This is a genomic window from Mycobacterium sp. NPDC049093 (assembly GCF_040704635.1).
Taxonomy (GTDB): domain Bacteria; phylum Actinomycetota; class Actinomycetes; order Mycobacteriales; family Mycobacteriaceae; genus Mycobacterium.
Map to the genome: position 1 here is coordinate 111,580 of NZ_JBEZJS010000001.1, position 23,308 is coordinate 134,887.

Consider the following 23,308-nt stretch of genomic DNA (forward strand, 5'->3'; position numbering starts at 1 on the left):
ATGCCTGAAGACAACCAAGACGATTCGTCGCCGGCGTTGCTCGCCGACGACGTCACCAAGTCGTATCCGGGTGCCGAGACCAGCGCGGTCGACGGGCTCAGTCTGACCGTGCCCCGCGGGGTGGTCTACTGCCTGCTCGGGCGGAACGGCGCGGGCAAGACCACGACCATCCGTATGGCTACGACGCTGCTCGCACCGACGAGCGGCCGGCTGGAGGTGCTGGGTATCCCGGTGGCCGACACCGATGCGCTCCGGCCGCTGATCGGCGTGGCGCTGCAGGAGGTGGCGCTCGACCTCTGGATGTCGCCGGTCGAGCAGATCCGGATGAGCCTGGCGATGGCAGGCTGGCCGAAAGACCAACGGCGGCAACGGGAAGATGAGCTGGTCGAGCAATTCGGCCTCGGCAAGTACCTCACCCGCAAGGTCGGCGCACTGTCGGGTGGTATGCGCCGCCGGGTCGACGTGGCACTGGCAGTGGCACACGACCCGAAGATGCTGTTCCTCGACGAGCCGTCGAGCGGCCTCGACATCGAGGGCAAGCAAGAGGTGTGGAACGCCATCCGATCCCTGCGCTCGCAAGGCCGCACGGTCGTGCTGACCACCCACGACATGGACGAGGCGGTCTCACTGGCCGACGAAGTCGGAATCATCAAGGACGGCACATTGGTCGCATCCGGATCGACCCAGGAATTCACCAGAAGCCACGGATTCGTCGCGGCCATCTCGTCGGAGGCGGCGATACCCGAGGACTCGGTGCGGGCCTTGGCCGCCACCGGCTATGCGGTCGAACGCACCACGGACACCGGGCTGACGACCGCACTCGACTCGGCGTCGGCTTCGGCGCTCGGCAAGCTCAGCGCCGCATTGGAACGAATCGGACTGGCCGAGGCCGACATCGAAGTGCGGTCGACCTCGCTGCGCGACGCGTTCCTGGAGGCCACCCGATGAAATCGTTGTCCAACACCCTGCGGCTGTTCCGCCGCTATCTCGTGGTGGGCCTGCGGCAGCCGGTCTTCGGGTTCATCTTCCCGATCGTCTTTCCGGTGGTCCTGGTGATCTTCGTACGCTCGATGTTCCAGCGGGTCGCCGATCTGCCCGGGTTTCCGCTGTCGTCCTACACCGCCTACATTGCGCCCGGCCTCATCATGCTGATCCCGATGCTCGGGGCGGGCTACGGCGCGGGCACCCTGATCGACGAAATTCGGTCCGGTTTCACCGATCGACTCCGTCTCTACGGAGTGTCGACCGGCCAGATCATGGCGGCCAAGTTCGGTTTCGAGATGTTCCGGATCCTGCCCGCGGCGGTCATCGTGATCACCCTGCTGGCCCTGCTCGATGCCCCGCTGCGGGCCGGGATCCTCACCGGCGCACTGCTTGTCGTGCTGATGTTCCTGTGGTCGGCGGCCTACAGCTCGTTGTTCTACCTGGTGGCGCTGCGCACACTCAACCCGCAGGCGCCGGTGGCGATGCTGCCGCTGGCGCTGCCGGTGTTGTTCATCAGCCAGGCCCTCATGCCCTCGGTGTTCCTGTCGGACTGGCTGCGGTTCAGCATCAACCTCAACCCGTTCTCCCACATTGTGGCGGCCGCGTCGACCATCATGTACGGCGAGTTCGATGTCGGCACCGTCGTCACGGGATGCCTTGTCGCCGTTGGCATGTTCGCCCTCCTTCAAATGCCCATTCACATGGTGATTCGCCGCAAGATCGGAAAGTAAGGTAGCCAGGCCGTGTCAGAAGTACGCGAATTCCTCATCGAGTTCATCACCGACGAACTCGAACTGCCCGCCGAAGACGTCAACGATTTCTCCGAGCTCGTCGGGGATCTCGGGTTCGACTCGTTGTCCTTCGCACTCGGGGTTTCCGAGATCAAGAACCGATTCGGTGTCGTGCTCAACAAGGACGATGTGTTCGAGTGCAAGACCGTCGGCGCCCTCGTCGAGCTGGTGGAGAACCGCAGGCTCGCCGGCTCCGGTGCGATGAGCGCGGCGGGCAACCCGCCGGGACAGCCGTGAACTCCGTCCTGTCCAGACTGCAGATCGGGGCCGCGGTCACTTCCCGGGGCCTCACCACGGCACCGGTCGACGCCGACGGACGATCTCGGCTCGACCAGCTGACAACGGCAACCTGGGCGCAGGTGCATCAGGCCGGCTGCAACATCGCCGGAGGGCTGCAGCGCGCCGGGGTGCTCCCCGGGGACGCCGTGGCCGTATTGGCCGGTGCGCCAGGTGAGATCGCCCCGCTGGTGCAGGGCATCTGGATGTCCGGTGCTGCCGTGACGATGCTGCATCATCCGACCCATCGCACCGAGATCGCGGAGTGGGCGGCCGACTTGACGCCGACGCTGTCGGCGATCGGCGCCTCCACCGTGGTGGTCGGCAGCCCGTTCCTTTCGGCCGCCGAAGCTCTGTCCGCCGCCGGGGTGCGTACCGTGTTGCTGTCCGATCTGCTCGACGGACCCCCGGGGCGCATCGTGGACTCGGACGAGGATGCGATCGCCTTCCAGCAGTTGACCTCCGGTTCGACCGGCCGTCCCAAGGCCGTCGCCATCAGCTACCGCAACATCGAGGCCAACCTGGTCGGGATGGCCGCAGCTTCGGCCGCCGACGCCGAAGCCGATGTCGTGGTGAGCTGGCTGCCGCTCTTTCACGACATGGGAATGATGGGCTTTCTGATCACACCGATGTGTCTGGGCATCGACACCGTCAAGGTCACCCCGGTCGACTTTCTCGGCGATCCGCTGCTGTGGGCCGAGCTGATCACCAGGTATGGCGGAACCATGACGGCCGCACCCAATTTCGCCTACTCCGTGCTCGCCCGGCGGCTCGGCAAGGCTGCCGACGGTGCTTACGATCTGTCGACGTTGCGGTTTGCGCTCAGTGGCGCCGAGGCAATCGATGTGGCGACCCTCGACCGGTTGACCACCGCTGCGGCCCGCTTCGGCTTGCGCAAGCACGCCATCGTGCCGGCCTATGGGATGGCCGAGGCGACGCTGGGGGTGTCATTCGTCCGCCCGGGCGACGAGTACCGGGTTTGCGGGCAACGGGTGGCGCTCGGACCGCCGCTGCCGGGCTGTGAGATCCGCGTGGTGAGTGAGGACGGTTCGGTGGTGAAATCGCCTGCGATCGGCGAATTGGAGATCCGCGGCGACAATGTGACCCGCGGATACCGCACCGCCGAGGGGATCGAGGCCGTCACCGACTCCGACGGGTGGTTCCGAACCGGGGACGTCGGCTACCTGACCGAGGACGGGCAACCGGTCATCTGCGGCCGCAAGAAGGACATCTTGATCATCTCCGGCCGCAACGTCCATCCCGAGGACATCGAACAAAGCGTGGCCGGGGTGAGCGGGGTGCGCTCGGGAGGCGTTGCCGCGGTCCGACTTTCCACCGCGGCGGCCGGTGAGGGCTTCTCGATGGTGGCCGAGTCGGCCCTGCACTCCGACAGCGCCGAGACCGCGCGGATCCGTGGCGAGATCGCTGATCGGATCTATCGGCAACTCGGGATCAGCCCGCGGGAAGTGCACGTCGTCCCGACCGGGTGGCTGCCGAAGACGTCGTCGGGCAAGTTGCGTCGGTTGGAGACCACTGCGCGGCTGGCCAGATGACAGTGCGGGACACCAGTTCCCGTGTTGTCCAGGTGGGTGCGGGGTACCTGCGGCGTCATCCGGTAGCCGCGATGGCCACCGTCGGCGAGCAGGTGGTACTCGGGTTGGCGACGATCCGGTTCTGCGTCACCGACCTGGTGACCGGGCGATTTCAGTGGGCCGAGTTCGTACGGCAGGCGGCGTTCATGGCCGGCGCAGCCGTCATGCCGACGATCCTGGTGGCGCTGCCGATCGGGGTCACCTTGTCAATCCAGTTCGCGCTGTTGGCAGGTCAGGTCGGCGCGACCTCGCTCGCCGGTGCGGCCAGCGGACTGGCCGTCGTTCGGCAGGCCGCCTCGTTGGTCGCCGCGCTGCTGCTGGCAGCGGCGGTGGGGGCCGCGATGACAGCGGATCTGGGTTGCCGGACCATGCGCGAGGAGACGGCCGCGATGGAGGTGATGGGCGTTTCCGTGGTCCGCAGGCTGGTCGTGCCCCGCTTCGCAGCCGCGATCGTGATCGGCGTCGCGCTGACCGGGGTGGTGTGCTTCGTCGGCTTTCTGTCGAGCTACCTGTTCAACGTCTACGCACAGGGCGGTGCACCAGGCAGTTTCATCGCCACGTTCGCATCGTTCGCCACCACGGGAGACATGCTGCTCGCGTTGTTCAAGTCGGCGGTGTACGGCGCGATCGTCGCGGTGGTGTCCTGCCAGAAGGGGCTCGCTGCCAGTCAGGGCCCGGCCGGCGTGGCCAACGCCGTCAACGCGGCCGTCGTGGAATCGGTTCTGGTGTTGATGACGGTCAACGTCGCGGTGAGCCAGCTCTACACGATGCTCTTCCCACGGACGGGATTGTGAGATGACCCAGCCCGTGATGACGAGGCCGGTGGCGCGGTTCGGCCACTTCGTCGCATTTTCCGCCCACGCTCTCAATGGCGCGCCGCTGGCTCTGCGCCGGTATCGGCGCGAGTTTCTCCGGTTGGTCTCCGACATCACCTGGGGCAACGGTTCCATCGTGGTGGGCGGCGGCACCGCCGGAGTGATCCTCGTCCTCGGCATCACCACCGGGGCCCTGATCGCGGTCGAGGGGTACGACTTTCTGAACCTGCTCGGACTCGGTCCGGCGACCGGGATCATCTCGTCGCTGGTCACCACCAGGGAACTGGCCCCGATCATGGCGGCCCTGGCGTTCGCGGTTCAGGCGGGCTGCAGGTTCACCACACAGATCGGCTCGATGCGGATCTCCGAAGAGATCGACGCGATGAATTCGCTTGCGATCAGGCCGATCCCGTACCTCGTCACCACCCGGCTGCTGGCGTCGGTGGTCGCGATCATTCCGCTGTACGCGGCGTGCCTGGGTATCTGCTACCTGTCGTGCCAGATCATGGTGGGCCTCATCAGCGGCGGATCGCTCGGACCCTACCTGCACTACTTCACCTTGCTGATCAGCGGACCCGACATCGTGTACTCCGTCGTGAAGGCTGTTGTGTTCGTCTGGATCGCAGCAACGGTGCAGTGCTACTACGGATTCTGTGCCGGCGGCGGCCCAGAGGGGGTCGGTATCGCGGCTGGGCATGCCATGCGGGCGAGCATCACGGTGGTGATCATCGTCAACATGCTGCTGACGATGGCGCTGTGGAGCGTGAATTCCGGTGCAAGGCTGGGTGGTTGACAGTGGCGATCATGGTGGATCTGGACGGAAACCACCTCACCGGCAGGCAGTTGATCCGGCGTGGCACGGCGGCGCTCGTCGTCGTCGGGGTGGTGGCGTCGGTGTTGCTGGTGAAATCGACCGGGCTGTTCGACCGCAACGTGCACGTGGTGGCCGAACTGCGTCACATCGGCGACGGCCTGCCGGCCCGAGCGGATGTGAAGTTCCGCGGCGTCCTGGTGGGGGCAGTGGAGAGCGTCACGCCCGGGACCGGCGAACGGCCCAACCAGGTTTTCATCCGGCTGGATCCGACCTATGCGCAGGGCATTCCGGCCGGCGTGGCGGCGCGGGTGGTGCCGAGCAACGCCTTCGCCGTGTCGTCACTGCAGTTGGTCGAGACGGCGAGCGGCGCGTCGGGACCGATCCACGATGGCGGGCAGATCGCCGAGGACACCGCGCTGCCGACAGTGCTGTTCCAGACCACCATCACCAAACTGCACGACATCCTTGCGGCAGCGGGGCGCGGACGTGAGGACCACACCATCGGTGTTCTCGCCGCTGTGGGGGCGGCCACCAACAACCGCCGTGGCGAACTGCTGACATCGGCTGCCGAACTCAATCGTCTGATCGACGAGCTGAATGCCGTCGTCGCGACAGATGAAGGGCCGTCGACGATTTCGGCGCTGTCCGCCGCGGCTCGCGGTCTGTCGGCAACGGCTCCCGACCTCGTCGAGGCGCTGCACGAGGCGGTCGGGCCGATGCAGACCCTCGTCGAGCAACGCCATAGCCTCGAAGATTTCCTGGCGGCGGCTGCGCACACCACCGGTACCACCGTGAAGTCACTGGAGAATCAGACCGACCGGCTGGTCCACATCACCACCGACTTGACGCCGGTGCTCGGTGTTCTGGCGCAGAATGCCCAGCATTTCGTGCCGATCAGTCAGCGGATGACCAGGTTCTCCGACACGTTCTTTGCGGAGGTCTGGGATTCCGAACTCGACACCGCCCGTGGTCGGGTGAACCTGTCATTCACGCCGTCCTACACCTATACCCGCGCCGACTGTCCGCGATACGGAGCGTTGGTGGGGCCGAGCTGCCTCACCGCCCCCGAGGTGCCCGTGCGCGCCGGTCTCCCCGAAGTCCTGCTGCCGCAGAACTATCGGCCGCCACCGGATCTGGCGCCACCGCCGGGCACCGCCATCGGGGAGAACGGCAACCTGGTCGCGGTGGGACCACCGCTGTTGGCCCCACAGGCACCGCCGGTGGATCCGTTTCCGCCTCTCCCTCCCGGTATCTCTCCGGCGCCGCCGGTGCCCGGCAGTGCGGCACCCGCCTCGTTCGGTGGCAACGTCGGCCCGGTCGGCAGCGGTCTCGAGCGCGACCGGTTGGGCGAGATCACCGGCGAGCCCGCCACGGTGGCCACGCAACTCATCCTCGGTCCACTCGCGCGGGGAACGGTCGTCACGCGAACCCCGACCGCAGCCGAACCCAAGCCGTAGGAGAACATTCGATGTCCAGTTTTGCCCTGAGCGGCGAGTCGGTACGACGCCGTGGGCCGCTGCTGGGGCTGTGCCTGTTCCTGGTGGTGGCCACCGTGTTGACGTGGCTGGTCTATGTCACGCTGCGGCGTGACGTCAGCGGACCGGCCTCGTCCTACTCGGCGGTGTTCACCGACGTCTTCGGATTGCGTGAGGGCGACGACGTGCGCGTGGCCGGTGTCCGGGTCGGCCGGGTACAGGCGATCGAGTTGCAGGGAACCCTGGCGAAGGTGTCGTTCATCGTGCAGGACGGCCACGGGCTCACCACAGGCACCGTCGCATCGGTCAACTACCAGAACATCGTCGGGCAGCGGTATCTCGCGTTGGACCGCGGTCGTGAAGGTCCGGTCACCGGGCTCCCGGGCGGAGCGGTGATCGGGGTCGATCGCACCGAGCCGTCCTTCGACATCGGCACCCTGCTCAACGGCTATGAGCCCCTGTTCGCCGTGCTGGACCCCGACCAGGTGAACAACCTGACCAACGCAGTTGTCGGATCGCTGCAGGGAGACACCGCCGCGATTACGCGGTTGGTCGACCAGGCATCGGTTCTCACTGAGACTTTCGTAGGCGAAGACCGGGCCCTCGATCGCGTGATCGCCGGGATGGACGGTGTTGTGGGTAATTTGTCCGGTCAGAACGACCAATTCGAACGCACCATCACCGCGGCGCGGAATGCGGTGGCAGCCTTCGACGACCGCCGCGAACCCCTGGTGTCGTCCCTGGGCGCTACGACGGCGGCGGCCGGCAATCTGTCGCGGATCGCGCAAGACGTGCAACCGACCATCCGGGGCATGCTCAACCGCGAGCCCGGCTACACCCGCCACATGCTCGACATCGAACCGCAGATCGCCTACACGGGGCTCAACACGCCGCTGCTGTTGAAGGGACTGTCACGGGTGTTCGGCGAGGGGGCCTACATGAACGCCTATGCGTGTGACGTCAATGCCTACGGATTCTTCCCGGGGCTCAACGACGTCGTGCCGATCATCGTCGATGCTGCGACACCGGGCGGCACCGCCAAGCACACTCCCAAGTGCAGGAGCATGGCCAATGGCTGACCAGGTGTCCAGGAAGGCCTGGCTCGGATTGCTGGCCGTGCTCACGGTGGGGGGCCTGATCGCGGCGATGCTGCTGGTCAAGGAGGCCGGCATCGGGTATCAGCGCTATACAGTGAAATTCCTTCAGGCGGCGGCGTTGCGCCCCGACGACATCGTGGCGGTCGCGGGCATCCCGGTGGGCACAGTCGCCGCCGTGCACCTCGCCGGGGACCACGTCGAGGCCGAGATCCGCGTCCGCGACGACGTTCCGGTGGGCCGCGACACCCGCGCTGCGATCAAGGTGACCACGCTGTTCGGGTCTCGTTATCTGGACTTGCGGCCGGGTGGGGACGGGGTGCCCGCGGACCGAACCATCGATCTGGCCCACACCGAGGTTCCCTACGATCTACAAGCCGCCCTTGCTGATTCGACCAGAACCTTCGAGCAGGTCGACGCGGATCGCATCGCTGAGTCCCTCGATGTGCTGAGCCGGCAACTGGACGGATTGCCTTCGGTGGTGCCCCAGGCGATGGACAACGTGCGCGCCCTCTCATCGGTGATCGCGCAACGACGCGACCAGCTGGGCAGTCTTCTGACCAACACCGAACACGTCACCAGCATGCTGCGACGGCAGCAGTCCGAGATCGGCAACTTCGTTCGGCAGGGGCAGGAACTGGTGGGCGACTTCGTGGCGCGGTCGGCAGCATTCCACGCCCTGATGCAGTCTCTTCGGTCCGTGGTGAACTCACTGCACACCATTGCCGTGCACGACCGCGCCGCGGTCGACGATGTGCTGTCGACGATGCAACAGCTGAGTGAGAAGTTCGCGCAGCAGGATGCCCTTTTCCGAAACCTGTTGCAGATCGCACCGGTTCCGATCCGCCAGATCGCGAATGCCACCGGCTTCGGCAACGCCATCGAGACCAACGCCCCGGCCGGTGCGCTCATCGATTCCTGGATGTGCGCCATCAGCGGCCGGGCCGAACAGTTCGGGCTGATCCCATACCTCAAGGACTGCAAATGATCGGCAGACACAAGCGCCTGGTGCAGGTCGCCGCGACGATCACCGTGTTGGCGATCGCCGCCGCAGTGGGCTGGCACCTGTTCGGCCACCGCAACCGCAGCATCACCGTCACCGCGCAGTTCGACAGCGCGGCCGGCCTCTACGTCGGAAACGTGGTGGCGGTTCTGGGAATTCCGGTAGGTGAGGTCACCAGGGTGACGCCGAAGGGCAGCTATGCCGAGGTCGCCTTCACCGTCGACGAGACGGTCGCGATACCGGCGGACGTCGAGGCGGTGACCCTGTCCACCTCGATTCTCACCGACCGCCAGATCGAGCTGTCACCCCCGTACCGCGGGGGAACCACGTTGCGCGATGGCGACACCATCGGCCTGCATCGCACGAAGACCCCGGTGGAATTCGACCGGGTGCTCGGGATGCTCGACAAGCTGGCGACATCGTTGCGGGGCGACGGGGCAGGAGGCGGGCCCGTGGCCGACCTGCAGAACGCGGGTGACGGAGTGATCGCCGGGAACGGTGACCAGATCAGAGGGGCCTTGGACGAACTGTCGCGTGCACTGCGGTTGAGTTCCGACGGCGGAACCCGCACCCGCCAACAGGTGACCACCATCATCACCAACCTCAGTTCCCTGCTTGATGCCGCGGCGGGCAACGACGCGAAGCTACGTGAATTCGGTTCCGTGGTACGCCAACTCAGCGAGATCCTGGCAGCGGAGGACTTCGGGTCGGGCACCACCGGCAAGCAACTCAACGATGTCGTCGAGCAGACCGGACAGATCCTCACGGCAAATCGCGACCTGATCAAGCAGGGAATCGCCAATGGCGACACCAGCATGCAGACACTGAATGACCGCCAGCGCGAACTCGCGGAGTTCTTCGACGTGCTTCCCCTGATGGCCGACAACCTCTACAACGCGATCGACCAGCGCAACGGTGCGATCCGCGCCCACTTCCTGGCCGACCGCATGGTGTTCGACGGCCAGATGGCCAAGGAGGTCTGCAACATGATGGGTCTGCGCCAGCTCGGGTGCAGCACCGGCACCCTGCAGGACTACGGCCCCGATTTCGGGCTGACCAACATGCTCGACGGCCTCGCGGCGATGGGGCAGAAATGATTGCGCTACAGGGATATCTGCGCCGAACGCTGGGGCTGCTGTCGGCCGTGCTACTGACCGCGGGGTGCGCCACGAACGGTCTGGCCGACCTGCCATTGCCCGCCCCGGGTCTCGGATCCGGTGGTTACCGGCTGACCGTGGTGTTCGCCAACGCGCTCAATCTGCCCGAGCACGCCAAGGTCAAGCTCGCCGGTGCCGACATCGGTCAGGTCGAGGACATGACGGCCCGCGACTTCACCGCGGTGACCACCTTGCGGATCAGCGACGATGTTCAGCTACCGGTGGGCAGCACAGCCGAACTCCGCTCGGCCACACCGCTGGGCGACGTGTTCGTCTCGATAATTCCGCCCCGCACGGCCACGGCCGGGACGAGTCCGCTGCGAGACGGTGATCGCATCGGCCTCGACTCCACCACGGCCGCGGCGACGGTCGAGTCGGTGCTGAGCTCGGCGGCGGTCCTCGTCAACGGGGGTGCCGTCCACAACCTGACCAACATCGTCAACGGCATGGGCAAGGCCGCCGGGCCTGACGGCCGGGCCTTCGGCGACCTGGTGGCCAAGTCGAACCGACTACTCGGCACGGTGAATGCCCGCTCGGCACAACTCGATTCCGCGATGACCGAGACGACACGACTGGCCGAGCTGCTGCAGACCAAGAATCAAGAAGTCAGCGATCTCCTGCAGGCCGCGGCGCCGGCCACCGAGACACTGGCCGACAACACCGGCCAGGTGACCGACCTCGTCCTCACCCTCGGTGACATCTCGCAGAACCTGGCCAAGTTCCCGTCCATCGCGGGAACGGACACCAGCGGCCGCAGCGTGATCGCCGACGCGGACGCGATCGCGCGCGCATTCAACGACGTCGTCGTGGACCCGCAAACCAGCCTGGCCTCACTGAACCGGCTGTACGCGCCGTTCGTCAAGATGACCGCGGGTACGTCGATGGCGGGAGCGGCCGGGATCGACCGGCTCGTCCTCGGATCCATCCCGGACGCCGGGTTCTCGGGCGATCCCGGATTCCACGGACCCAAACGGGCCGATTGGCACCAGCTCGTCGGATCCCTGAAATTCGTGCTCTGGCGGTTGCAGGAGCGGGTGGTCGGTCGAGGACCTCAACCGTGAGCGGAACCCGGCGTAGTGCCTGGGCGGCTCTGACGGCGCTGGCGCTCACGCTCGTCGTATCGGTCTATTACCTGATGACCGGCGTGCTGCAGGTACGGCCACTGGGCACGACATACCAGGTGACGGTTCAACTTTCGGAGTCCGGGGGGCTGCTGCCCAACCAGGATGTGACGATGCGCGGAGTGCGGGTGGGGAAGGTCGAGCACCTCGCGTTCACCCCGGACGGTGTCGAGGCGGTCCTGCGCGTTGCCGACGATGTGCAGATACCGGCATCGAGCTCGGTCCGGGTCTCGGCGCTGTCGGCGGCCGGCGAACAGTACGTCGACTTCGCCGCGACATCCGAGGACGGGCCGTATTTGGCAGACGGCGCGGTGATCTCCCGCGCCCGGGCCGCCGTGCCGGTCCCGATGGCCGAGCTGCTGGCCCATGCCGACGGGGTTCTGGCGCAGGTGGATCCGCAGAAGCTGGAGCGGGTCAAGGCCGAGCTGAGTCTGAGCGGCGCCGGACCGGAAAAACTCTCTGCGATCGTCGACGGCGGCATGTTCCTGCTGTCGACGCTGGATTCGGTGCTGCCCGAAACGGTGGACATCATCCGCAGCAGCCGGGTCGTGCTGTATTCGGCGGTGGATGTCAACGGCGGGATCGCCGCCACGGCAACCAATCTGCGCCACACGATGGCCGGAGTCGCCGGGATGCAGGACGGCTACCGGGAGCTCCTCGGTGGATCCCCGGCGACGCTGGGCGCGATCGACGGTCTGTTCACCGACAACTCGGACACTATGGTGCAGTTGCTGGGAAATCTGGCCACGGTGGCGCGGCTGTCCTATGTCCGGGTTCCGGCCCTCGACGCGCTCTTCCCCGACTACCGGGGTTCCGCGCTGGAGGCCTTCATCAGCACGATGCACGAACACGGACTGTGGGTGACCGCCGACATCTATCCGCGTTACGCCTGTGATTACGGAACGCCCCGTCGGCCTCCCTCGGCCGCCGACTATCCGGAGCCGAATCTGTACACGTACTGCCACGACGACGACCCGAGCCTGCTGGTTCGCGGTGCGCGTAATGCTCCGCGGCCGGCCGGCGACGACACCGCGGGTCCTCCGGCGGGGGCGGACCTGGCGACCACGGCCGATCCGACGCCGCCGGGCCGCTACACCATCCCGACGCCCTACGGCGGACCCACGCTGCCCATCGAGCCGCCCCGCTGATCGTCCGGGCGGGTCGGCTTGGTCGGTGACGTAACAGGCCACCACTCGGCGATCACGACGATCAACCGCAGGAGCCGGACGAACCAGGTCATTGCGGCGACTTTGAGCTGGTCGCGGACGCGGGAAAACCGGAGCATATGGAAATGGTAATCATTACCAATAGTCAGCGGAGTGTCAGGCTAGGTGAAGGGCGACAGCTGAATCCCGCCGGCGAGCAGATGTTCGCGTACTGCCGTGGCGATGTCTACCGCCCCCGGTGAATCGCCATGTACGCAAACCGATTCCACCGTTACCGGGATGACCGATCCGTCCACGGCGGTGGTCTGCCGGGTGGTGACCATGCCCACCACCCGCTCGGCGATCTCCACGGGATCGTGCAGCACGGCTCCAGGTTCGCGGCGTGACACCAGCGTGCCGTCGGGTTGGTAGGCGCGGTCGGCGAACGCCTCGGCAACGGTGCGCAGACCGCGCTTCCCGGCCTCCTCGAAGAACACCGAACTCGACAGACCCAGCACCGGCAGGCCGGCGTCGACGCCGTGCACCGCGGCCGCCACCGCGGCGGCCTGCTCCCGGTGACTGACAATGGTGTTGTACAGCGCGCCATGGGGTTTCACGTAGGCGACGGTGGTCCCTGCCGCACGGGCGATGGCCTGCAGTGCGCCGATCTGGTAGATCACCTCGGCGGTCAGATCCTCGGGTGTGACATCGATGAAGCGTCTGCCGAACCCGGCCAGGTCGCGGTAACTGACCTGGGCTCCGACCCGCACGCCTCTGGCCGCGGCCTGACGGCAGGTGCGCAGCAACAGCGCCGGGTCGCCGGCGTGGAAACCGCAGGCCACATTGGCACTGGTGACGACCCCGAGCATGGCTTCGTCGTCGCCGAGTTCCCACACGCCGAAGCCCTCGCCCAGATCGGCGTTGAGGTCGACGGATTCAGCCACGCAACCAGCCTAGGACGACGGTGCGTCCGGCCAGCCGTTCTCCGACACGAATTCGGGAAGCGGGCGCCCGACGGTCCAGTGCTCGATCTCCAGCACCGGCCGGTCCGGGAACTCGGGCACCGGGCCCAGGCACAGGATCGCGACCGGTTCGGCGTCAACGGGCATGCCCATCAGTTCCGCAAGCGGCAGCGGCTGGAAAATCGACACCCACCCCATGCCGAGACCTTCGGCGCGGGCCGCCAGCCACATGTTCTGGATCGCGCACGACACCGACGCCAGGTCCATCTGAGGCAGCGTGCGGCGGCCGAAGATGTGCCGGTCTCGGTTCTCGCCGAGGGCGACGACGAACAGTTCGGCGCAGTCGAGGATGCCCTCTACTTTCAGTGCCAGGAACTCGTCGCCGCGTGAGCCGAGAGCGTCCGCAGTGTTGACCCGTTCCTCGTCGACCAGTGAGTGGATCTTTCTGCGCAAGGCGTCGTCGGTGATCCGGATGAACCGCCAGGGCTGCATCAGACCCACGCTCGGTGCTGCGTGAGCGGCCTGCAACAACCGGCCGAGGACCTCGGGCGCGACGGCGCTGCCGGGTACGAACTGGCGCATGTCGCGCCGTTCGGTGATGGCCCGGTAGACGGCGCGGCGCTCGTCGGGGCTGAAGGCGTGCTCGGACACGAATCGAGCTTAGGCGTGCGGTGGAGAAGGTCGACGACGTCCTCGTCGCCAACGGGGCGCAAGCCGCTCAGTGCGAATGGGTGACGTTCCAGGCCGGTAGCGGATCGGGATAGCCGACCCAGGCCTGCTGCCCCTCGGCCAGTTCGGCGTCGGTCAGCAGGGCTCCGGCGAGTAGTCGGTTGACCTTGTCCCGGTCGAGCTTGATTCCGATGAACACGATCTCCTGGCCCGGCGCGATCTCGGCGCCCGACCAATACTGCGCCGGCTCGATCGCCAGGTTGGGGCCGGCCTGCGACCAGATGGCGGCGATCGTCGGCCGGCTGGCGATCCAGCAGAAACCCTTGCTGCGCAACACCCTTGTCACCTGAGCGAGCGCGTCGCCGAGGCGCTGGGGGTGAAATGGCCGGTCGGAGCGGAAGGTCATCGAGCTGATGCCGTACTCCTCGGTTTCGGGTGCGTGCCCGTCGGCGATCTCCTCGTCCCAGCCCGGGGTCCGGGCGGCGGCCTCGGGATCGAACAGCCCGGTGCCCAGCACCTCGCCGATATCGACGACGCCGTGGTCGGTCCGGATCAGCTTGGCGGTCGGATTGAGCCTGCGCAGCAGCGTGTGGACGGTGTCGAGGATGGCCGGGCTCACCAGGTCGGTCTTGTTGAGCAGGATGACGTCGGCGAACTCCACCTGATCGGTGAGCAGGTCGGAGATACTGCGGGCATCGCCCTCGCCTGCGGACAGGTCCCGATCGGCCAGGCCTTCACCGCGAACGACCTCGCTCAGGAACGTGGACGCGTCGACCACCGTCACCAGGGTGTCCAGCCGGGCGAGCTCGCCGAGCCGGAAGCCGTCCTCGAATTCCCAGCTGAAGGTGGCCGCCACGGGCATGGGTTCGGAGATTCCGGTCGACTCGATGACGAGCTGGTCGAAGCGGTTCTGGCGGGCCAGCGCGCCGACGGCCTCGACGAGGTCCTCGCGCAGCGTGCAACAGATGCAGCCGTTGGTCAGCTCGACGAGCTTCTCCTCGGTGCGGTCGAGGTGCCCCTGCCCGGCGATGAGGGCGGCATCGATGTTGACCTCGCTCATGTCGTTGACGATCACCGCGACGCGTCTGCCCTCGCGGTTGGCCAGGATGTGGTTGAGCAGCGTGGTCTTCCCGGCGCCGAGAAAGCCGGACAGGACGGTGACGGGCAGCAGGTCGGACATCAGACTCCTTAATGAAAACGATTTTCAATAAATCATCATCCGGGCGTGCATCAGCTAATGCAAACGGTTATCGTTATCGCCGTGCTCCCGCCCCTGAATCTCCGCGCTCTGGCCACCGCGTTGTTGCTGGCCACGCCATTCGCCCTCGCCGCCTGCGGCTCCGAAGAAACCGAGCAGCCCGAGGCCGGTGGGAACTGCGTGACCACGCCGGTCAACGTGGTCGTCAGCGTCGACCAGTGGGGCGACATCGTGTCCGCCCTGGGCGGTGACTGCGCGAAGGTGACCACGGTGGTTTCCGGCTCGTCGGTCGATCCGCACGACTTCGAGCCCGCGCCCGCGGATGCGGCCAAATTCCAGGGCGCCCAGCTGGTCGTCATCAACGGTGGCCACTACGACGAGTGGGCGACCAAGCTCGCCCAGAGCACGGCACCGGATGCCATCGTGCTGCGCGCCGTCGGAGAGTCCGACGAGCCCTCGCCCAACCCGCACGCCTGGTACAACCCGGCCGCAGTGACCGGCGTCGCCGACGCGGTGACCGAGGAACTCAGCCAGATGGCGCCGCAGGCAAAGGATTACTTCGCGCAGCGCCGCACCGAGTTCACCACCTCGATGCAGCCCTACCAGCAGTTGATCACCGACATCAAGACCAAGGCGCCAGGCAAGCGCTACGCCGCCACCGAAGCGGTGTTCGACGACATGGCGGCCGCGGTCGGCATGGTCAACGTGACGCCCGCAGGCTTCCAGGCCGCCTCGTCCAACGAGACCGACCCGGCACCGGCCGACCTGGACGCGTTGCTGCGGCTGCTCGGCGATCACGGGGCCGATGTGCTGATCTACAACACCCAGACCGAGGGTTCGGTGCCCCAGCAGGTCCGTGCGGCTGCCGAGAGCGCCGGAATTCCGGTCGTGGATGTCACCGAAACGGTGGCGCCGGGAGCGGATACGTTCGAGGCTTGGCAGGTGAACCAACTGACCGCGCTCGCCAAGGCTCTCGGTGTCCAGCAGTAGCACCGAGTCTCAACCTGCCCTCGTCTTCGACGACGTCAGTGCCGTGCGTGGGGGCCGGCTGATCTGGTCGGAGGGCACCTTCGAGATCCCGACCGGTGGCATCGTGGCGCTGATCGGTTCCAACGGATCGGGCAAGTCCACGATGCTGCAGGTCGTGTTGGGCCTGTTGCCGGCCGCCTCCGGTTCGGTGCGGGTTCTCGGTGGCGCGCCGGGTGAGCACAATGACCTCATCGGTTACGTCCCTCAGGATTACGCGGCAGGTGCGGGGGAGGCCATCCGAGCCCGCGGTGCGGTGACCCTCGGGCTCACCGGTGGACGTTGGGGTTTCACCCGCACCTCGGCCGCCGACCGGGCCCGGGTCGACGAGGCCCTCGAATGGGTCGAGGCCACCGGGTTCGCGACCATGCGGCTGTCGGAACTGTCGGGTGGGCAACGCCAGCGCATCGCCCTGGCCAATGCTCTTGTCGGACATCCGAAGATGCTGATCCTCGACGAGCCGCTGGCCGCGCTCGACCTGCGCAACCAACACGAGATCGTGCAGTTGCTGGCCAAGCTCAACAAGGACCTCGGGGTGACGATTCTCGTTGTCGCGCATGATCTCAACCCGCTGCTGAGCGTGCTCGACAGCGCCATCTATCTGCTCGACGGGCATGCGCACCACGCAGCCATCGACGAGGTCGTGGATGCCGACCTGCTGACCCACCTGTACGGAACCCAGGTACAGGTGGCCCACACCCCGCTCGGGCAGATGTACATGAGGAGCGTGTGATGTCGGCGGGTCTGCTGGCGCAGGGCACGTTCGCCCAAAGCACTCTGGCACTGGGCTACCAGCACAACTGGTGGCAGATCCTGACGTCGGCGTTCATGCGCAACGCGTTGATCGGCGGCACGTTGGTGGCGCTGGCCGCCGGGCTGATCGGCTATTTCGTCATCGTGCGCAACACCGCGTTCGCCGCCCACGCGCTGGCACACATCGGTCTGCCCGGTGCCACCGGCGCGGCGCTGCTCGGGCTCCCGGTGGGGCTGGGGCTGGGCGCCTTCTGCGTGGGCGGGGCACTGGTGATCGGGGCGCTGGGCAGCAGGGCGCACGACCGTGAGGTGGCCACCGGCACGGTGCTGGCCCTGGCCACCGGCTTCGGTCTGTTCTTCAACTCATTGGCCACCAAGAATTCGTCCACGCTGACCAACGTGCTGTTCGGCAACCTGCTGGCCATCACCCATCAGCAGCTGCTGATGTTCACCGCGCTGCTGGTGGTGCTGGCCGCCACGGTCGTATTCGTCTTCCGCCCACTGTTGTTCGCATCGGTCAACGCGCAGGTGGCCGAGGCCAAAGGGGTGCCGGTCCGCGCCTTGTCGGTGCTGTTCATGGTGCTGTTGGGGATCGCGGTCACGATGGCGGTGCTGGCCGTGGGCACGCTGCTGCTGTTCGCGCTCGTCGTCACCCCGGCCGCCACGGCAATCATGGTGACGGCCCGGCCGATTCTCGCGATGACGATCTCGACCGTGATCAGCGTGGTGTCGGTGTGGGCCGGGCTGGCGGTCTCGGCGATCTTCAACATGCCGCCGAGCTTCGTGATCGTCACGATTGCGTGCGGGATCTGGTTGGCGGTGTGGGCGGTTGACCGGGTGAGGAATTCGGCCATCGGCTAGCCTCAGAAAGCATGCCAAGGAGTCCCCACCCGCCGCGGCGGGCCACTCTGGCTTCGTTGGCCGCCGAACTGAAGGTTTCGCGTACCACGATCTCCAATGCCTACAACCGTCCGGACCAGTTGTCCGCCGAGCTCCGGGACCGGATCTTCGATGCGGCCAAACGGCTGGGCTATGCCGGACCGGACCCGGTGGCCCGGTCTCTGCGGACGCGGAGAGCCGGCGCGGTCGGGCTGATCATCACCGAGCCGCTCAACTACTCGTTCAGTGATCCCGCTGCGCTGGATTTCGTTGCGGGGCTTGCCGAATCCTGCGAGGCGGCGGGTCAGGGGCTGCTATTGGTGGCCATCGGGCCCAACCGCAGTTTCGAGGACGGCTCGGCGGCCGTGCTCGCGGCGGGCGTCGACGGATTCGTGGTGTACTCGGCCTCCGACGACGATCCGTATCTACCGGTGGTGCGTCAACGGCAGTTGCCGGTCGTGGTGGTGGATCAGCCCAAGGACGTTCCCGGGGTGTCGCGGGTCAGCATCGACGATCGCGGCGGGATGCGGCGGCTGACCGAGCATGTGCTGGAACTGGGCCATCAACACATCGGCCTGCTGACCATGCGGCTGGGCCGGGACTGGCCGCACGAGAGCATGAAACCCGCACTGGCAGACCCGGATCGGGTGTTGTCCCCGCATTTCCATGTGCAGCGCGAACGGATCCACGGCGTCTACGACGCGATGACGGCCGCCGGCCTGGCGCCGGCCACGCTGACGGTGGTGGAGAGCTACGACCACCTGCCGACGTCCGGAGGAGCGGCCGCCGAGGTGGCGCTGGACGCCAATCCCCGGATCACCGCGCTGATGTGCACCGCCGACGTACTGGCCTTGTCGGCCATGGATTATCTGCGTTCCCGTGGCATCTATGTGCCGGGGCAGATGACGGTCACGGGGTTCGACGGGGTACCGGAGGCGTTGCGGCGCGGCCTGTCTACCGTGGTGCAGTCCAGTGTGGCCAAGGGCCGCCGGGCAGGCGAGTTGCTGCACAATCCGCCGCGGGACGGCCTGCCGGTGATCGATGTGCTCGAGACCGAGGTGGTGCGCGGCCGGACGTCGGGCCCGCCGGCCTAGGCTCCTGCGCCGTTCCTTTCGCCGAAACGGCATTCCGGCAGGCGTTTACTCGGCCTTTTCCGGCTGGAATGCCGTTTCGGCGGAGGTGCGCGCGTCGAGCAGGTACTTCAGTGCTGCCGCAACATCTTCGGGCTCGTCGACCCGGTAGGTGGCCAAGGTGTCGCCGGGCCCGACCTTGACGCCGACGTCGCCGTCGCGTAACCGGCGGAACGCCTTCTCGTCGGTGACGTCGTCGCCGAAGTAGATCACCACCGACGCCCCGTGGTCGTCGCGCAGGATGTCGATCGCCTCACCCTTGTCGGTGGTGATCACGGCGAACTCGAGGACGGCTTTGCCCTCGGTCAGCTCGGCATTCCAGGCCTTCGACGCCGCATGTGCCTGCACCAGCGCGGAGTCGGCGTCGGCGGGTTCGGCGTTGCGTACATGGAGTGCAACGCTGGCCGGTTTGAGTTCGACGGTCACCCCGGGCCTGCTGGCCGCAATCGCCTGCAGCTCACCGGCGATCGTGTCGAGGAGGGCGCGGTCGATGGGGTGGGTGAAGCCGGAGTCGAATTCGGCCCCGTGGCTGCCGACCAGGTGCACCGCCGCGGGCATACCCGACAGGTCCCGCAGCACCTCGAGGGCCCGTCCGGAGATCAGGGCGGTGGAGATGCCCGGAAGTTCGGACAGGGAGACAAGTGTCGTGGCGGCGTCACGCAGGGGGCGCGCGTCGGCCGGGTTGTTGACGATCGGGGCCAGGGTGCCGTCGAAATCAGAGGTGATCAGGAGCCGGTCGACGCGGGCCGCGGCCGTGAGAGCTCGGGTCAGGTCGGCGGGAAGGCTCACCCGCTAGATCTTAGGTTTGTCCTCGGCGCCGATCAGCAACCGGACCGCCAGGTCGAGTCGCTTGCTGACGTCGGTGGCCGAGGCCCGGCGGGTCAGCCAGGCCAGCAGGTTGGACAGCCACACGTCCGAGATGACCCGGGCGATGTGGTACTGGTCCTCGGTCGGCTCGCCGTCGCTCATCGCGCGGGCGAACATCGAGTCCATCAGCTTGCCGACGTGGTCGACCTCGCCTGCGGCCGAGGCGTCGGCGAACACGAAGGCCCGCGTCATGGCCTCGGTGAGCAGCGGGTTGCGCTGCATGGCCCGGTTCAGCTTGCCGACCATGAAGCTCAGCCGCTGGTAGGGGGTGCCGCCGGCCAATGCGGCGCGGTCGGTCTTGGCGTCGATGCGCTCGAACTCCCGGCCCAGCGCCGACACCAGCAGGTGGACCTTGGACGGGAAGTAGCGGTAGAGCGTGCCGACGGCGACATCGGCGCGTTCGGCGACGGCACGCATCTGGACGGCCTCGTAGCCGCCCTTGGAGGCGATGGCCAGGGTCGCATCCAGGATGCGCTTGCGGCGCTCCCGCTGAGCTTCGGAGCCGAGTTCGGATTCGGCGAGGACTGCCACGTTCATAACCTCACGCGGCCGGGTGTCAGACCCGGACGATTCGCTGCCTGTCTTCTGTGGTGCGCTGGACATGCGGTGTGTGGCCCCCTCTCGTCGCGTGCCCCGTCGAAAACGATACGCACGGCGATCTCCTTCTACACACCTCCGCGCCGTTAAACACACGGACGTGTCCTGCTGTGATGCGGGTCGACTTGACGGTCGAACACTGTCACCATTAGAACACGTTCTAGTGAGAAGCACGGACTTCTCGCGCTAGGGGCTAGGAGGTCCACCATGTCCGGCGCGTCTGCCACCATCACCGACGAGCAGTTTGCCGCCCGTGACCTGGTGCGTAGCTGGGCGGCCGCAGCTGCTACAGCTACCGCCGTCCGCGAGGCTGAACATGATGCCGATGCCTGGCGCCGGCCGTTTCAGGGTCTCGCCGAACTAGGGATCTTCAGCGTGGCGGTCGCCGAGGAACAGGGCGGCGCCGGCGGCACGGTCGAGGATCTGTGCGCGATGGTCGACGAGGCCGCGGCCGCGCTGGTGCCCGGCCCGGTGGCCACCACGGCCCTCGCCACCCTGGTCGTCACCGACGAGGCAGTGCTGGAAGCGCTGGTGTCGGGTGAGCGCACGGCCGGTGCGGCCCTGAGTGCGGACCTGACGCTGTCCGGCGACAAGGTCTCGGGCACCGCCGAGTACGTCCTCGGTGCGGACGCCGCCGGGGTGTTGCTGCTGCCCGCCGGCGACCGCGTGGTGCTGGTCGACGCGGGTGCTGCCGGTGTGAGCGTCGAACTGCTCACCGCCACCGACTTCTCGCTGCCGCTGGCCCGGGTCGTGTTGGACGCGGCGCCCGCGCAGGTGCTCGATGTCTCGCGGCAGCGGTTCGAAGACATCACCGCGGCGGTGCTGGCCGCCGAAGCCGCCGGGTTGGCCCGGTGGACCCTGCAGACCGCCACCGAGTACGCGAAGGTGCGCGAGCAGTTCGGCAAGCCGATCGGCAGCTTCCAGGCCGTCAAGCACATGTGTGCCGAGATGCTGTTGCGCTCGGAGCAGGTCTCGGTTTCCGCCGCTGATGCGGCGCGTGCGGTCTCGGAGGCCGATGACTCCCAGCTGTCGATCGCCGCCGCGGTGGCGGCCGCCGCCGGTATCGACGCGGCCGAGGCCAACGCCAAGGACTGCATCCAGGTGCTCGGCGGTATCGGCATCACCTGGGAGCACGAGGCGCATCTGTATCTGCGTCGCGCATACGGGATTTCGCACGCGCTCGGTGGTCGGCGCCGGTGGATCCGCCGGGTATCGGCACTGACCCAGCAGGGTGTGCGTCGTGAACTCCGGATCGATCTGGAGTCGGTGGCCGGCCTGCGCCCCGAGATCAGCGCCGCGGTGTCCGAGGTGGCCGCACTACCGGTGGAAAAGCGTCAGGTGGCCCTGGCCGAGTCCGGCCTGCTGGCACCGCACTGGCCACGTCCGTACGGCCGCAACGCATCTCCGGCCGAGCAGCTGCTGATCGACCAGGAACTCGCTGCGGCAGAGGTGGAGCGTCCGGATCTGGTGATCGGCTGGTGGGCGGTGCCGACCATCCTGGAGCACGGCAGCCCCGAGCAGATCGACCAGTTCGTGCCGGCCACGCTGCGTGGCGACCTGGCCTGGTGCCAGCTGTTCTCCGAGCCGGGCGCGGGCTCCGACCTGGCCGCCCTGCGTATGAAAGCCGTTCGCGCAGAAGGCCCCAACGGTGAGTCGGGCTGGAAGCTGACCGGTCAGAAGGTGTGGACCTCGGCGGCCCAGAAAGCGCACTGGGGCGTGTGCCTGGCGCGCACCGACGCCGACGCTCCGAAACACAAGGGCATCACCTACTTCCTGATCGACATGAAGACGCCGGGCATCGTGATCCGCCCGCTGCGCGAGATCACCGGTGACGAGCTGTTCAACGAGGTCTTCTTCGACGACGTGTTCGTTTCCGACGAGATGGTGGTGGGCACCGTCAACGACGGCTGGCGCCTGGCCCGCACCACCCTGGCCAACGAGCGCGTGGCCATGGCCGGCGGGACGGCACTGGGCAATCCGATGGAAGAACTGCTGCGCACGCTCGGCGCGCAGCCCGACGTGGATCCGGCCGACCTGGACCGCCTCGGTGGGTTGATCCTGACGGCCCAGGTGGGTTCACTGCTGGACCAGCGGATCGCGCAGTTGGCGGTCAGCGGCCAGGACACCGGCGCGCAGGCCAGCGCCCGCAAGCTGATCGGCGTGCGGTACCGGCAGACACTGGCCGAGTTCCGGCTGGAATTGTCCGACGGCGGCGGTGCGGTGCGTAACCGCGAGGTGCACGACTTCCTCAACACGCGCTGCCTGACCATCGCGGGCGGCACCGAGCAGATCCTGCTGACCGTCGCCGGTGAGCGCCTGCTCGGCCTGCCGCGCTAACCCCGCAGATACCCCGACAGCATCGCAACGATGCCGTCCTCGAGCTGCTCGGCGTCGGCGGGTTTGTCGCACGCCAACAGCCGGTGTGTCAGCGACTCGACGGTCGCGACCACCATGCGCGCCGCAAACCCGGTGTCGGCCACCGCAACGTCGGAGTGGCTGTCCAGCAAGGCTTTTACCGCGGCGACGGCATCCTCTTCGGTGCGGTGCAACCGGCCCAGCAGGGCCGGTGAGCGCGGGGCTTCCTCGAACAGCACGCGGTGCAGACCGGTGTCGTCGCGGTGGTTGTCGATGGTCGCCCGGACGAAGAGGCGCAGCAGGTCTTCGAGTGATTCGGGCAGGCCTGCCGCGGTGCGCTCGCGCAGCAGCGCGGCGCCGGCGTCGACGTGTGCGTCGGTGAGCGCCGACAGGATCGCGTCCTTGTTCGGGAAGTACTGGTACAGCGAGCCGATCGACAGATCCGCTGCTTCGGCGATGCGGTTGGTGGTGCCGGCGGCATATCCGTACTCGGCGAAAATGCGAGCCGCCGCCTCGAGGATGGCCTGCCGAGTCTCCACGGCGCGCTGCTGTCGGGGCTGCTTACGGGCCCGAAATCGGTCGGTAGGGGTCATCGTCGCCTCCGC

24 protein-coding genes are annotated in these 23,308 nt (G+C 67.3%); 17 read left to right on the forward strand and 7 right to left on the reverse strand.

The genetic code is table 11. The features are described 5' to 3' along the window. The 12 genes from AB0876_RS00595 to AB0876_RS00650 are packed head-to-tail and all read left to right on the forward strand — an operon-like array spanning nucleotide 1 to nucleotide 12,270. Nucleotides 1-948, forward strand: coding sequence for an ABC transporter ATP-binding protein (locus AB0876_RS00595; protein ID WP_526040896.1), 948 nt, complete (start codon nucleotides 1-3; stop codon nucleotides 946-948). Continuing rightward, on the forward strand, nucleotides 945-1,715 hold the full coding sequence (locus AB0876_RS00600; protein WP_526040897.1) for an ABC transporter permease: 771 nt from the start codon (nucleotides 945-947) through the stop codon (nucleotides 1,713-1,715). The genes AB0876_RS00595 and AB0876_RS00600 overlap by 4 nt, the downstream gene beginning before the upstream one ends. 12 nt (nucleotides 1,716-1,727) lie before the next feature. Continuing rightward, complete coding sequence (locus AB0876_RS00605) at nucleotides 1,728-2,012, forward strand: phosphopantetheine-binding protein (RefSeq protein WP_448445492.1); 285 nt, start codon at nucleotides 1,728-1,730, stop codon at nucleotides 2,010-2,012. Beyond that, nucleotides 2,009-3,604, forward strand: coding sequence for an AMP-binding protein (locus AB0876_RS00610; RefSeq protein ID WP_526040898.1), 1,596 nt, complete (start codon nucleotides 2,009-2,011; stop codon nucleotides 3,602-3,604). The genes AB0876_RS00605 and AB0876_RS00610 overlap by 4 nt, the downstream gene beginning before the upstream one ends. Continuing rightward, nucleotides 3,601-4,437, forward strand: coding sequence for an MlaE family ABC transporter permease (locus tag AB0876_RS00615; RefSeq protein WP_526040899.1), 837 nt, complete (start codon nucleotides 3,601-3,603; stop codon nucleotides 4,435-4,437). The genes AB0876_RS00610 and AB0876_RS00615 overlap by 4 nt, the downstream gene beginning before the upstream one ends. 1 nt (nucleotide 4,438) lies before the next feature. Continuing rightward, nucleotides 4,439-5,251 carry an MlaE family ABC transporter permease gene (locus AB0876_RS00620; protein ID WP_064883843.1) on the forward strand — a complete coding sequence of 271 codons (813 nt, stop codon included), beginning with the start codon at nucleotides 4,439-4,441 and terminating at the stop codon, nucleotides 5,249-5,251. Nucleotides 5,252-5,262: 11 nt separating this feature from the next. Further along, nucleotides 5,263-6,729, forward strand: a complete 1,467-nt coding sequence (locus AB0876_RS00625) for an MlaD family protein (RefSeq protein ID WP_526040900.1) — start codon at nucleotides 5,263-5,265, stop codon at nucleotides 6,727-6,729. 11 nt (nucleotides 6,730-6,740) lie between these two features. Then, nucleotides 6,741-7,826 (forward strand): MCE family protein, encoded by a 1,086-nt coding sequence (locus tag AB0876_RS00630; RefSeq protein ID WP_526040901.1) that lies wholly within the window; start codon nucleotides 6,741-6,743, stop codon nucleotides 7,824-7,826. After that, the gene (locus AB0876_RS00635) at nucleotides 7,819-8,829 is read left to right on the forward strand and encodes an MlaD family protein (RefSeq protein ID WP_526040902.1); all 1,011 of its coding nucleotides are present in this window, start codon (nucleotides 7,819-7,821) and stop codon (nucleotides 8,827-8,829) included. The genes AB0876_RS00630 and AB0876_RS00635 overlap by 8 nt, the downstream gene beginning before the upstream one ends. Next, on the forward strand, nucleotides 8,826-9,941 hold the full coding sequence (locus tag AB0876_RS00640; protein ID WP_526040903.1) for an MCE family protein: 1,116 nt from the start codon (nucleotides 8,826-8,828) through the stop codon (nucleotides 9,939-9,941). The genes AB0876_RS00635 and AB0876_RS00640 overlap by 4 nt, the downstream gene beginning before the upstream one ends. Beyond that, nucleotides 9,938-11,062 (forward strand): MlaD family protein, encoded by a 1,125-nt coding sequence (locus tag AB0876_RS00645; RefSeq protein ID WP_526040904.1) that lies wholly within the window; start codon nucleotides 9,938-9,940, stop codon nucleotides 11,060-11,062. Before AB0876_RS00640 ends, AB0876_RS00645 begins: the two co-directional genes overlap by 4 nt. Continuing rightward, on the forward strand, nucleotides 11,059-12,270 hold the full coding sequence (locus AB0876_RS00650) for an MlaD family protein (protein ID WP_526040905.1): 1,212 nt from the start codon (nucleotides 11,059-11,061) through the stop codon (nucleotides 12,268-12,270). Before AB0876_RS00645 ends, AB0876_RS00650 begins: the two co-directional genes overlap by 4 nt. Here the strand turns inward: AB0876_RS00650 and AB0876_RS00655 are convergent. The 4 genes from AB0876_RS00655 to AB0876_RS00670 all read right to left on the reverse strand — a co-directional run bounded on the left by AB0876_RS00655 (nucleotide 12,231) and on the right by AB0876_RS00670 (nucleotide 15,078). Beyond that, nucleotides 12,231-12,407 carry a hypothetical protein gene (locus tag AB0876_RS00655; protein ID WP_448445507.1) on the reverse strand — a complete coding sequence of 59 codons (177 nt, stop codon included), beginning with the start codon at nucleotides 12,405-12,407 and terminating at the stop codon, nucleotides 12,231-12,233. The genes AB0876_RS00650 and AB0876_RS00655 overlap by 40 nt on opposite strands. 42 nt (nucleotides 12,408-12,449) lie before the next feature. Continuing rightward, nucleotides 12,450-13,211, reverse strand: a complete 762-nt coding sequence (locus AB0876_RS00660; protein ID WP_526040906.1) for a LamB/YcsF family protein — start codon at nucleotides 13,209-13,211, stop codon at nucleotides 12,450-12,452. 9 nt (nucleotides 13,212-13,220) lie between these two features. Next, nucleotides 13,221-13,880 (reverse strand): 5,6-dimethylbenzimidazole synthase, encoded by a 660-nt coding sequence (gene bluB, locus AB0876_RS00665; RefSeq protein ID WP_526040907.1) that lies wholly within the window; start codon nucleotides 13,878-13,880, stop codon nucleotides 13,221-13,223. Nucleotides 13,881-13,947: 67 nt separating this feature from the next. Then, the gene (locus AB0876_RS00670; protein ID WP_491837656.1) at nucleotides 13,948-15,078 is read right to left on the reverse strand and encodes a GTP-binding protein; all 1,131 of its coding nucleotides are present in this window, start codon (nucleotides 15,076-15,078) and stop codon (nucleotides 13,948-13,950) included. A 57-nt stretch (nucleotides 15,079-15,135) separates the two neighbouring features. On the opposite strand from AB0876_RS00670, the gene AB0876_RS00675 reads away from it, so the two are divergent. The 4 genes from AB0876_RS00675 to AB0876_RS00690 are packed head-to-tail and all read left to right on the forward strand — an operon-like array spanning nucleotide 15,136 to nucleotide 18,848. Next, nucleotides 15,136-16,086: a metal ABC transporter solute-binding protein, Zn/Mn family gene (locus AB0876_RS00675; protein ID WP_526040908.1), complete on the forward strand. Its 951-nt coding sequence runs from the start codon at nucleotides 15,136-15,138 to the stop codon at nucleotides 16,084-16,086. After that, nucleotides 16,073-16,855, forward strand: coding sequence for a metal ABC transporter ATP-binding protein (locus tag AB0876_RS00680; protein ID WP_526040909.1), 783 nt, complete (start codon nucleotides 16,073-16,075; stop codon nucleotides 16,853-16,855). The genes AB0876_RS00675 and AB0876_RS00680 overlap by 14 nt, the downstream gene beginning before the upstream one ends. Further along, nucleotides 16,855-17,736, forward strand: a complete 882-nt coding sequence (locus AB0876_RS00685; protein ID WP_491837658.1) for a metal ABC transporter permease — start codon at nucleotides 16,855-16,857, stop codon at nucleotides 17,734-17,736. Before AB0876_RS00680 ends, AB0876_RS00685 begins: the two co-directional genes overlap by 1 nt. A gap of 11 nt (nucleotides 17,737-17,747) precedes the next feature. Further along, nucleotides 17,748-18,848 (forward strand): Rv3575c family transcriptional regulator, encoded by a 1,101-nt coding sequence (locus AB0876_RS00690; protein ID WP_491837659.1) that lies wholly within the window; start codon nucleotides 17,748-17,750, stop codon nucleotides 18,846-18,848. 45 nt (nucleotides 18,849-18,893) lie between these two features. On the opposite strand, the gene otsB is transcribed toward AB0876_RS00690, so the two are convergent. Continuing rightward, nucleotides 18,894-19,673 (reverse strand): trehalose-phosphatase, encoded by a 780-nt coding sequence (otsB, locus tag AB0876_RS00695; RefSeq protein WP_526040910.1) that lies wholly within the window; start codon nucleotides 19,671-19,673, stop codon nucleotides 18,894-18,896. 3 nt (nucleotides 19,674-19,676) lie between these two features. Further along, nucleotides 19,677-20,282, reverse strand: coding sequence for a cholesterol catabolism transcriptional regulator KstR (gene kstR, locus AB0876_RS00700; protein ID WP_164480958.1), 606 nt, complete (start codon nucleotides 20,280-20,282; stop codon nucleotides 19,677-19,679). Nucleotides 20,283-20,555: 273 nt separating this feature from the next. Between kstR and AB0876_RS00705 the strand changes: the two genes are divergently transcribed. Then, a complete protein-coding gene (locus AB0876_RS00705; RefSeq protein WP_526040911.1) occupies nucleotides 20,556-22,685 on the forward strand; it encodes an acyl-CoA dehydrogenase family protein in 2,130 nt (709 codons plus the stop codon). Here the strand turns inward: AB0876_RS00705 and AB0876_RS00710 are convergent. After that, nucleotides 22,682-23,296 (reverse strand): TetR/AcrR family transcriptional regulator, encoded by a 615-nt coding sequence (locus AB0876_RS00710; RefSeq protein WP_526040912.1) that lies wholly within the window; start codon nucleotides 23,294-23,296, stop codon nucleotides 22,682-22,684. The genes AB0876_RS00705 and AB0876_RS00710 overlap by 4 nt on opposite strands. Nucleotides 23,297-23,308 lie beyond the last annotated feature (12 nt).

Excerpts from the sequence above, each read along its gene's own strand:
- AB0876_RS00685 (WP_491837658.1), top strand. The coding sequence starts at position 16,855 with ATGTCGGCGGGTCTGCTGGCGCAGGGCACGTTCGCCCAAAGCACTCTG.
- AB0876_RS00595 (WP_526040896.1), top strand. The coding sequence starts at position 1 with ATGCCTGAAGACAACCAAGACGATTCGTCGCCGGCGTTGCTCGCCGAC.
- AB0876_RS00690 (WP_491837659.1), top strand. The coding sequence starts at position 17,748 with ATGCCAAGGAGTCCCCACCCGCCGCGGCGGGCCACTCTGGCTTCGTTG.
- AB0876_RS00615 (WP_526040899.1), top strand. The coding sequence starts at position 3,601 with ATGACAGTGCGGGACACCAGTTCCCGTGTTGTCCAGGTGGGTGCGGGG.
- AB0876_RS00705 (WP_526040911.1), top strand. The coding sequence starts at position 20,556 with ATGTCCGGCGCGTCTGCCACCATCACCGACGAGCAGTTTGCCGCCCGT.
- AB0876_RS00645 (WP_526040904.1), top strand. The coding sequence starts at position 9,938 with ATGATTGCGCTACAGGGATATCTGCGCCGAACGCTGGGGCTGCTGTCG.
- AB0876_RS00655 (WP_448445507.1), bottom strand. The coding sequence starts at position 12,407 with ATGCTCCGGTTTTCCCGCGTCCGCGACCAGCTCAAAGTCGCCGCAATG.
- AB0876_RS00675 (WP_526040908.1), top strand. The coding sequence starts at position 15,136 with ATGCAAACGGTTATCGTTATCGCCGTGCTCCCGCCCCTGAATCTCCGC.
- AB0876_RS00625 (WP_526040900.1), top strand. The coding sequence starts at position 5,263 with ATGGTGGATCTGGACGGAAACCACCTCACCGGCAGGCAGTTGATCCGG.
- AB0876_RS00670 (WP_491837656.1), bottom strand. The coding sequence starts at position 15,078 with ATGTCCGACCTGCTGCCCGTCACCGTCCTGTCCGGCTTTCTCGGCGCC.
- AB0876_RS00635 (WP_526040902.1), top strand. The coding sequence starts at position 7,819 with ATGGCTGACCAGGTGTCCAGGAAGGCCTGGCTCGGATTGCTGGCCGTG.
- AB0876_RS00600 (WP_526040897.1), top strand. The coding sequence starts at position 945 with ATGAAATCGTTGTCCAACACCCTGCGGCTGTTCCGCCGCTATCTCGTG.
- AB0876_RS00630 (WP_526040901.1), top strand. The coding sequence starts at position 6,741 with ATGTCCAGTTTTGCCCTGAGCGGCGAGTCGGTACGACGCCGTGGGCCG.
- AB0876_RS00710 (WP_526040912.1), bottom strand. The coding sequence starts at position 23,296 with ATGACCCCTACCGACCGATTTCGGGCCCGTAAGCAGCCCCGACAGCAG.
- AB0876_RS00640 (WP_526040903.1), top strand. The coding sequence starts at position 8,826 with ATGATCGGCAGACACAAGCGCCTGGTGCAGGTCGCCGCGACGATCACC.
- AB0876_RS00620 (WP_064883843.1), top strand. The coding sequence starts at position 4,439 with ATGACCCAGCCCGTGATGACGAGGCCGGTGGCGCGGTTCGGCCACTTC.